The organism is Amaricoccus sp. (genome assembly GCF_036846665.1).
Classification (GTDB): Bacteria; Pseudomonadota; Alphaproteobacteria; order Rhodobacterales; family Rhodobacteraceae; genus Amaricoccus.
The window spans coordinates 1-5,476 of sequence record NZ_DAIUBO010000244.1 but is presented as its reverse complement, the minus strand read 5'-3'; the positions used below and the strand labels follow the sequence as shown (position 1 = coordinate 5,476).

The following is a 5,476-nucleotide window of genomic DNA, read 5'->3' as shown; positions in this document are numbered from 1 at the left end:
GGTGGCCGAGGCGCTGGAGGCGCTGGAGGCGGGCGCGCCGCGGATCCTCGACTAGGGCGTGAGCAAGGCCGACGCCTTCGGGGCGGGCCTCGCCTGCGGCGGGCGGATCCGGGTGCTGGTCGAGCCGGTCGGCACCGGCCAGGGCCTGCCGCTCACGCTGCTCGAGCCGCTCGTGGCGGCGCGGGCGGCGCGCCGGCCGGCGGTCTATGCGCTGCGGCCGGAGGATTGGGAGCGGCGGCTCCTGCTCGGCCCCGGCGATCCGCTCTGGCGGGAGGCGGAGGCGGCGCTGGTCGGGGACCGCTCGGGCTTCGCCGGCCCCTGGTTTCTCGGCGTGCACAACCCGCCGCTGCGCATGGCCATCGTCGGCGCGGCGCATATCGCCCAGGCGCTGGCGCCCATGGCGCGGCTCGCCGGCTACGACGTGATCGTGATCGACCCGCGCGAGGCCTTCGCCAGCCCGGCGCGCTTCCCGGGGTTCCGGCTCAGCCACGACTGGCCGGATGCGGCGCTGTCCGCCTACGGGCTGGACGGCCGCACGGCGGTGGTCACGCTGACCCATGACGCCAAGCTCGACGATCCGGCGATCCGGACGGCGCTGCGCTCGGGCGTGTTCTATCTCGGAAGCCTCGGCTCGGCCCGCACCCATGCGAGCCGCGTCGCGCGGCTGACGGCGGCCGGCTTCGACGCAGGGTTGATCGCGCGGATCCACGGGCCGGTCGGGGCCGATATCGGCGCGCGCGCGCCGGCCGAGATCGCGGTCTCGATCCTCGCCCAGGTCACCGAGCGGCTGCGTCGTCCGCAAACCCGGCCGGGCCCGGTGCCGCAGGGAGCAGGGTGACGGCCGGCGGCGCGGTGGCGGGCCGGCCGGTGGTCGCGGCCATCCTGCTCGCCGCGGGCGCCGCGCGCCGGATGCGGGGACGCGACAAGCTGCTCGAGGCGGTCGGGGGCCGGCCGGCGCTGCGCCATGCCGCCGAGGCGGCGCTGGCGAGCCGGGCCGATCGCGTGCTGGTCGTGCTCCCGCCCGATGCGGCGCCGCGGCGGGAGGCGCTGGCCGGGGCCGCGGTCGAGATCGTCGTGGCGGCGGATTGCGGCGAGGGCATGGCCGCCTCGCTCCGCGCCGGGCTGGGAGCGGTCGATCCGGGGACCGATGCGGTGGTGATCCTGCTCGCGGACATGCCCGAGATCGGCAGCGAGGCGATCGACCGGCTGATCGCTGCCTTCGACCCGGCCGCGGGCCGCGAGATCCTCCGCGCGAGTGCCGCGGACGGCCGGCCGGGGCATCCGGTGCTCTTCGGGCGGCGGTTCTTCGGGCCGCTCGCGGCGCTGAAGGGCGACCGCGGCGCGCGCTCGGTCATCGAGGCCGCGCCGGCCGGTTCCGTGCTGCATGTTCCGACCGCGGGGCGGGCGGCGCTCCTCGATCTCGACACGCCCGAGGATTGGGAGGCCTGGCGGGCGGGCCGCGACGGGTCGTAGCGGACGCTCCGGCCGTCACCCCAGCCAGCGCGGGTAGTCCGAGACGAGGAGATGCAGTGGGTCCTCGTCCTCCTCGATCTCGGCGAAGCGGCCGATGGGTTCGGCGAAGATGTTGTCGGTCAGGTCGTTGTTGACCGTGGAGACCTCGCCGATCAGCACGTCGCCGCCCTCGCCCCAGAAGGCGTGCCAGTTGCCGGGCATCAGCGTGACGCTCTCGCCGGGGTGCAGCCGCAGCACCTCGCCCGGGCCCTGGCGGCGGAGCACCCCGTCGGTGGCGACGGCGACCTCGGTGGTCTTGTCGATCGCGCCTTCGGAATCGGAGTGATAGAGCTTGAGCGCCAGTGTCGCGCCGCCGCGGTTGATGATGTCCTCGGCCTTCACGATGTGGCGATGCATGGGCGAGAGCTGGTCCCGGCGCGAGATCATGATCTTCTCGGCATAGACCATGCCGCCGCCGCGCCCGAGGTCGGCCTCCCGGCCGTTGCGCACGGTGAAGAGGAAGAGCCCCATCGAGTCGAAGCGGCCCTGGCCGTAGTCGGTGATGTCCCAGCCGAGCCGGGCGTCGACGATGCCGCCGATCTCCGGCCGGCGCGCCTGCATCTCACCGGGGCTCCAATAGGCGAAGGGCGGCAGGATGAAGCCGAAGGAGCGGATGAAGGCATCCGCCTCGCGGATGATCTCGTTGACGCGCGATCGCTTCATGGCTTCCCCCCCCCGGGACCGGTTTCCGCCGGGCATATCACGGCCGGCGGCGCGGCGCCAAGCGCGGCGGGTCGGGACGGGCAGCAGGCGCCGCACCGGCATCGACCACGGCGCGGGCGCGGGCTATCCTCGCAGGCAACCGGCTTCCCCGTTCGACCGGCAGGAGGGCGCCATGCCGCAGGATTTCACCTGGCTCAATCCGCCGCCCCGCTGGTCGGGCGACGCCGCCGCGCTGGAGCTCGAAACCGGGGCGAACACGGATTTCTGGCGCGAGACCTTCTACTGCTTCACGCGCGATACCGGGCACGCCTGGCTCGCGCCGGTCGAGGGGGATTTCACCGCGAGCGTCCGGTTCCGCGGCGATTACGGGACGCTCTACGACCAGGCCGGCCTGATGCTGCGCCGCGACGCCGCATGCTGGATCAAGGCCGGGATCGAGTTCTCCGACGGGATGCTGAACGCCAGCGTCGTGGTGACCGATGGCCGCTCGGACTGGTCGGTGATCCCGCTGCCCGGGACGGCGCCGGGGACGGAGGTCGCGCTGCGCCTCACCCGGCACGGCGACGCGCTGCGGGTGCAGGTCGCGATCGGCGGCGCGCCCTGGCGGCTGGCGCGGCTGGCGCCGTTTCCGGCGGACCCGGCCGCGCTGGGGCCCATGGCCTGCTCGCCGGAACGCGGCGGCTTCCGGGCGCGGTTCGAGGGGCTGGAGATCGGCCCGGCGATCGCGCGCGACCTGCACGCGAATTGACGCAAATCAAGCCGTGGCGGGGAGCGCCGGGCTAGGATCGGCGCAACATGGATTCGATCCTCGCCAAATACGCCGCCCGCGCCGTGCCGCGCTACACAAGCTATCCGACCGCGCCGCATTTCCGCGCCGGGCTGCAGGAGGCCTCCTATCGCGCCTGGCTCGCGGCGCTCGATCCGGGCACGCCGGTCTCGGCCTATCTGCATGTGCCCTTCTGCCGGCAGATGTGCTGGTATTGCGGCTGCAACATGAAGCTCGCCGCGCGCTACGGGCCGGTGGCCTCCTATGTCGAGACGCTGCTCGCCGAGTTCGACCTTGTCGCCGACGCGCTGCCGGCGCGCATGACGCTCGGGCATCTGCACTGGGGCGGGGGGACGCCGACCGCGCTCGAGCCCGGCGATCTCGCCCGCGCCATGGAGCGGCTGCGCGCGCACTTCGACATCGCCCCCGGCGCGGAGCTCGCGATCGAGAGCGACCCGCGCACCCTGACGCCCGAGATGGCGGCGACGATCGGCCGGCTCGGCTTCACCCGCGCGAGCTTCGGGGTGCAGGAATTCGACCCGAGGGTGCAGGCGGCGATCAACCGCCTGCAGCCGCCGGAGATGGTGGCGCGGACCGTGGCGGATCTGCGCGCGGCCGGGGTGGCGGGGATCAATTTCGACCTGATCTACGGCCTACCGCACCAGAGCGTCGAGACCCTGCTCGCGACCATCGGCATCTGCCGGGAGATGGCGCCGGACCGGATCGCGCTCTTCGGCTATGCGCATGTGCCCTGGATGGCCAGGAACCAGCGCATGATCCCCGAGGCCGCCCTGCCCGACGGACCGGCGCGGGCCGCGCAGGCGGCGGCCGCGGCGGCGGCGCTGACCGCGGCGGGCTACGAGGCGATCGGGCTCGACCATTTCGCGCTTCCCGGCGATGCGATGGCGCGGGCGGCGCGCGAGGGTCTCTTGCGGCGCAATTTCCAGGGCTATACCACCGACCGGGCCGAGACGATGATCGGCTTCGGCGCGACCTCGATCGGGCGCACGCCGGGCGGCTATGTGCAGAACATCGCCGAGACCGGCGCCTGGGCGCGCGCGGTCGCATCCGGTCGGCTGCCGGTCGCGCGGGGGCTCGCGCTCGGGGCCGAGGACCGGCTGCGCGGGCGGGTGATCGAGGCGATCATGTGCGCGGGCGCGGTCGACACCGCGGCCCTCGGGCGGGAATACGGTCGCGAGCCGGGCTGGTGCCGCGACGAGCTCGAAAGCCTCGCCGAATTCGAGGCGGACGGGCTCCTGCTCCGGGACGGCCCGCGGATCACCCTGACGCTCGAGGGCCGGCGGCTCTGCCGCGTCGTGGCCTCGGTCTTCGACGCCTGGCTCGCGGCGTCGGAGGCGCGTCACTCGGTCGCGGTCTGATCCTTCTGATCCTCGGTGAGCCGCGTCACCACCGCCGAGGAAGCCTCCAGCGTGCGATGCACCGGGCATTTTCCGGCGATCTCCACGAGCTTGTCGGCGAGCTCGCTCGGGATCCCGCCCTCGATCGAGATCTCGCGCTCGAACCGGTCGATGCGTCCCTCGCGTCCCTCGCCGCAATCGGCGCAATCCCTGGCGTGGATCTTCGCGTGGTCGACCGAGACGCTTATCCGTCCCAGCGACAGGCCCTTGTGATCGGCGTACATGCGCAGCGTCATCGCGGTGCAGGCGCCCAGCGCGATGGCGAGGAAGTCGTAAGGATTGGGCCCGCTGTCCGCGCCGCCCTCGACCGCCTCCGGCTCGTCGGCGATGAGCGCGTGGCGGCCGACGGCGACCGCCTGCTGGTATTTCGATGCGCCGGTCTCGCGCACCAGCACGCGGTTGCCGGGCTCGACCTGCAAAGGCGCGAGATAGCGCTCGGCCCAGGCCGCGAGCAGGTCGCCGGCATAGGCGGCATCGGCGGGGTCGGTCAGCAGGTGGTCGGCATCGTCGAGCGAAACGAAGCTCTTGGGATGCCTGGCCGCCTTGAAGATCGCCGCGGCATTCGCGATCCCGACCACCGCGTCGCGGGGGGCGTGAAGGATCATCAGCGGCTTCTTCAGCGCGGCGATGCGCTCGCTCAGCCGCGCCCCGGCGAGATCCTCGAGAAACTCCCGGCGAATGGTGAAGCGGCGCCCCGCGAGCGTCACCTCCGCCGCGCCCTCGGCCTCGATGCGGCGCAGGTCCGCGGCGAAACTCTTCGCCACATGCGCCGCGTCCGCCGGGGCACCGATCGTCGCCACGGCGCGCGCCTCCGGGATCTCGCCGGCGGCGGCCAGCACCGCGGCCCCCCCGAGCGAATGGCCGACCAGGAGCTGCGGCGCGTCGCGGGTCGCGCGCAGATGCGCCGCGGCGGCGACCAGATCGGCGACATTCGAGGAGAAACCGGCATTGGCGTGATCGCCCGCGCTGCCGCCGAGACCGGTGAAGTCGAAGCGCAGCACGGCGATGCCGCGCGCCACGAGCGCGCCGGCGATGCGCCGGGCGGCGATGCCGTCTTCGGAGCAGGCGAGGCAATGGGCGAAAAGCGCATGGGCCCGCGGCGGCCCGACCGGCAGGT

The 5,476-nt window shown here is 73.6% G+C and carries 6 protein-coding genes; 4 read left to right on the top strand and 2 right to left on the bottom strand.

The features are described 5' to 3' along the window. Positions 1 to 58 precede the first annotated feature (58 nt). Together V7050_RS17710 and V7050_RS17705 are read left to right on the top strand one after the other, a co-directional pair. Positions 59 to 838: an XdhC family protein gene (locus V7050_RS17710; RefSeq protein WP_324410936.1), complete on the top strand. Its 780-nt coding sequence runs from the start codon at positions 59 to 61 to the stop codon at positions 836 to 838. Continuing rightward, the gene (locus V7050_RS17705; RefSeq protein WP_324370086.1) at positions 835 to 1,473 is read left to right on the top strand and encodes a nucleotidyltransferase family protein; all 639 of its coding nucleotides are present in this window, start codon (positions 835 to 837) and stop codon (positions 1,471 to 1,473) included. Before V7050_RS17710 ends, V7050_RS17705 begins: the two co-directional genes overlap by 4 nt. 15 nt (positions 1,474 to 1,488) lie before the next feature. On the opposite strand, the gene V7050_RS17700 is transcribed toward V7050_RS17705, so the two are convergent. Then, entirely contained in the window at positions 1,489 to 2,175 is a 687-nt protein-coding gene (locus V7050_RS17700) for a D-lyxose/D-mannose family sugar isomerase (protein WP_324370084.1), read from the bottom strand. Between the two features lie 172 nt (positions 2,176 to 2,347). Between V7050_RS17700 and V7050_RS17695 the strand changes: the two genes are divergently transcribed. Further along, complete coding sequence (locus V7050_RS17695; protein ID WP_324370082.1) at positions 2,348 to 2,923, top strand: DUF1349 domain-containing protein; 576 nt, start codon at positions 2,348 to 2,350, stop codon at positions 2,921 to 2,923. A gap of 47 nt (positions 2,924 to 2,970) precedes the next feature. Further along, positions 2,971 to 4,320, top strand: coding sequence for an oxygen-independent coproporphyrinogen III oxidase (hemN, locus tag V7050_RS17690; RefSeq protein ID WP_324370080.1), 1,350 nt, complete (start codon positions 2,971 to 2,973; stop codon positions 4,318 to 4,320). Here hemN and V7050_RS17685 read toward each other — a convergent pair. After that, positions 4,302 to 5,476: bifunctional alpha/beta hydrolase/OsmC family protein (locus tag V7050_RS17685; protein WP_324410934.1), on the bottom strand; the 1,175-nt coding region annotated here is incomplete at its 5' end. The genes hemN and V7050_RS17685 overlap by 19 nt on opposite strands.